At 73.9% G+C, this 1,113-nt stretch carries 2 protein-coding genes; one reads left to right on the top strand and one right to left on the bottom strand.

The window, feature by feature from the left end:
- On the bottom strand, positions 1 to 657 hold a 657-nt coding region (locus tag A612_RS01075; protein ID WP_019372771.1), incomplete at its 3' end, for a D-alanyl-D-alanine carboxypeptidase.
- Between the two features lie 36 nt (positions 658 to 693).
- Here A612_RS01075 and tsaB point away from each other — a divergent pair.
- A partial coding sequence (gene tsaB / locus A612_RS01070; RefSeq protein ID WP_019372770.1) for a tRNA (adenosine(37)-N6)-threonylcarbamoyltransferase complex dimerization subunit type 1 TsaB occupies positions 694 to 1,113 on the top strand: 420 nt, incomplete at its 3' end.

Genomic DNA, 1,113 nt, shown 5'->3' with positions numbered 1-1,113 from the left:
CTCGTGGGTGACGCGCGCCACGCCGGCGGCCACATCCGGCACGAAGCCCAGCGCCACCGCCTTGTAGTTCACCAGCAGCGCATCCGGCGCCACGTTGTAGGGCCGCCAGGGCTCGCCATCGAAGCGCGCCGCATCGTGCGCCAGCGGCGCAAAGGCACTGCGGTCGAGCACGATGTCGCCCAGGATCACGTGGACCCCCTGCGCGCGCAGGCGCCGCAGCAACAGCCACAGCCGCTCCACCACCAGCTTCGGGTCGCCCTGCCCGCGGATGTAGACGTTGCCGCGCAGCGCCCCCGCCTCGGGCACGGCATCCAGATAGACCGGCGTCTCCCAGGTGAAGGACGGCCCCAGCGTCTCCAGCGCCGCAAAGCTCGTCACCAGCTTCATCACCGAGGCCGGATTGACCAGCACATCCTCGCGCAGCGCCAGGCGCGGCGGCGCGCGCTCGTCCACTTCGGCGAGCACCACCGACAGCGCCTGCTCCGGCACCTTGGCGCGCGCCAACGCCGCCGCGACGCTGCGCGGCAGCGTGGCCGCCGCCACCTCCTCGCCCGGCGCCGCGGCCGGCCCGGCGGCCCAGGCCGCGCCCCAGGCCAGGCATTGCACCACCAGCGCGCACGCCAGGCCGCGCCACCAGGAAACCGACAGACCGCTCATGGTCTGCCAGTGTAGGCGCCGATAATGGTCCCTGCCATGAACCTGCTCGCCTTCGACACCAGCACCGACACCCTGAGCATCGCCGTGCAGCGCGGCGCGGCACCGGCGCGGTCGTACCAGGGCGCCGGCGGCGCGCAGGCTTCCGCCACGCTGATCCCCACCCTGCGCCAACTGCTGCAGCAGGCCGACCTCGGCATGGACCAGCTCGACGCCATCGCCTTCGGCAACGGCCCCGGCTCCTTCACCGGCCTGCGCACCGCCTGCGCGGTCGCGCAGGGCCTGGCCTTTGGCGCACGCGGCGGGCAGGGCATCCCCGTGCTGCCGGTCGACACCCTGCTCGCCGTGGCCGAGGAAGCGCGCGCCGCGCACGGCTGCACGCGCGTGCTGGCGGCCCTGGATGCGCGCATGGGCGAGGTCTATTGGGCGCTCTACGAATACGCAGCCACACCCGCGGGC

Source organism: Melaminivora alkalimesophila, assembly GCF_000282995.1.
In the GTDB taxonomy this organism is placed as follows: Bacteria; Pseudomonadota; Gammaproteobacteria; order Burkholderiales; family Burkholderiaceae_C; genus Melaminivora; species Melaminivora alkalimesophila.
The sequence above is the reverse complement of the archived record's forward strand: the minus strand, read 5'-3'. Positions and strand labels throughout refer to the sequence as shown.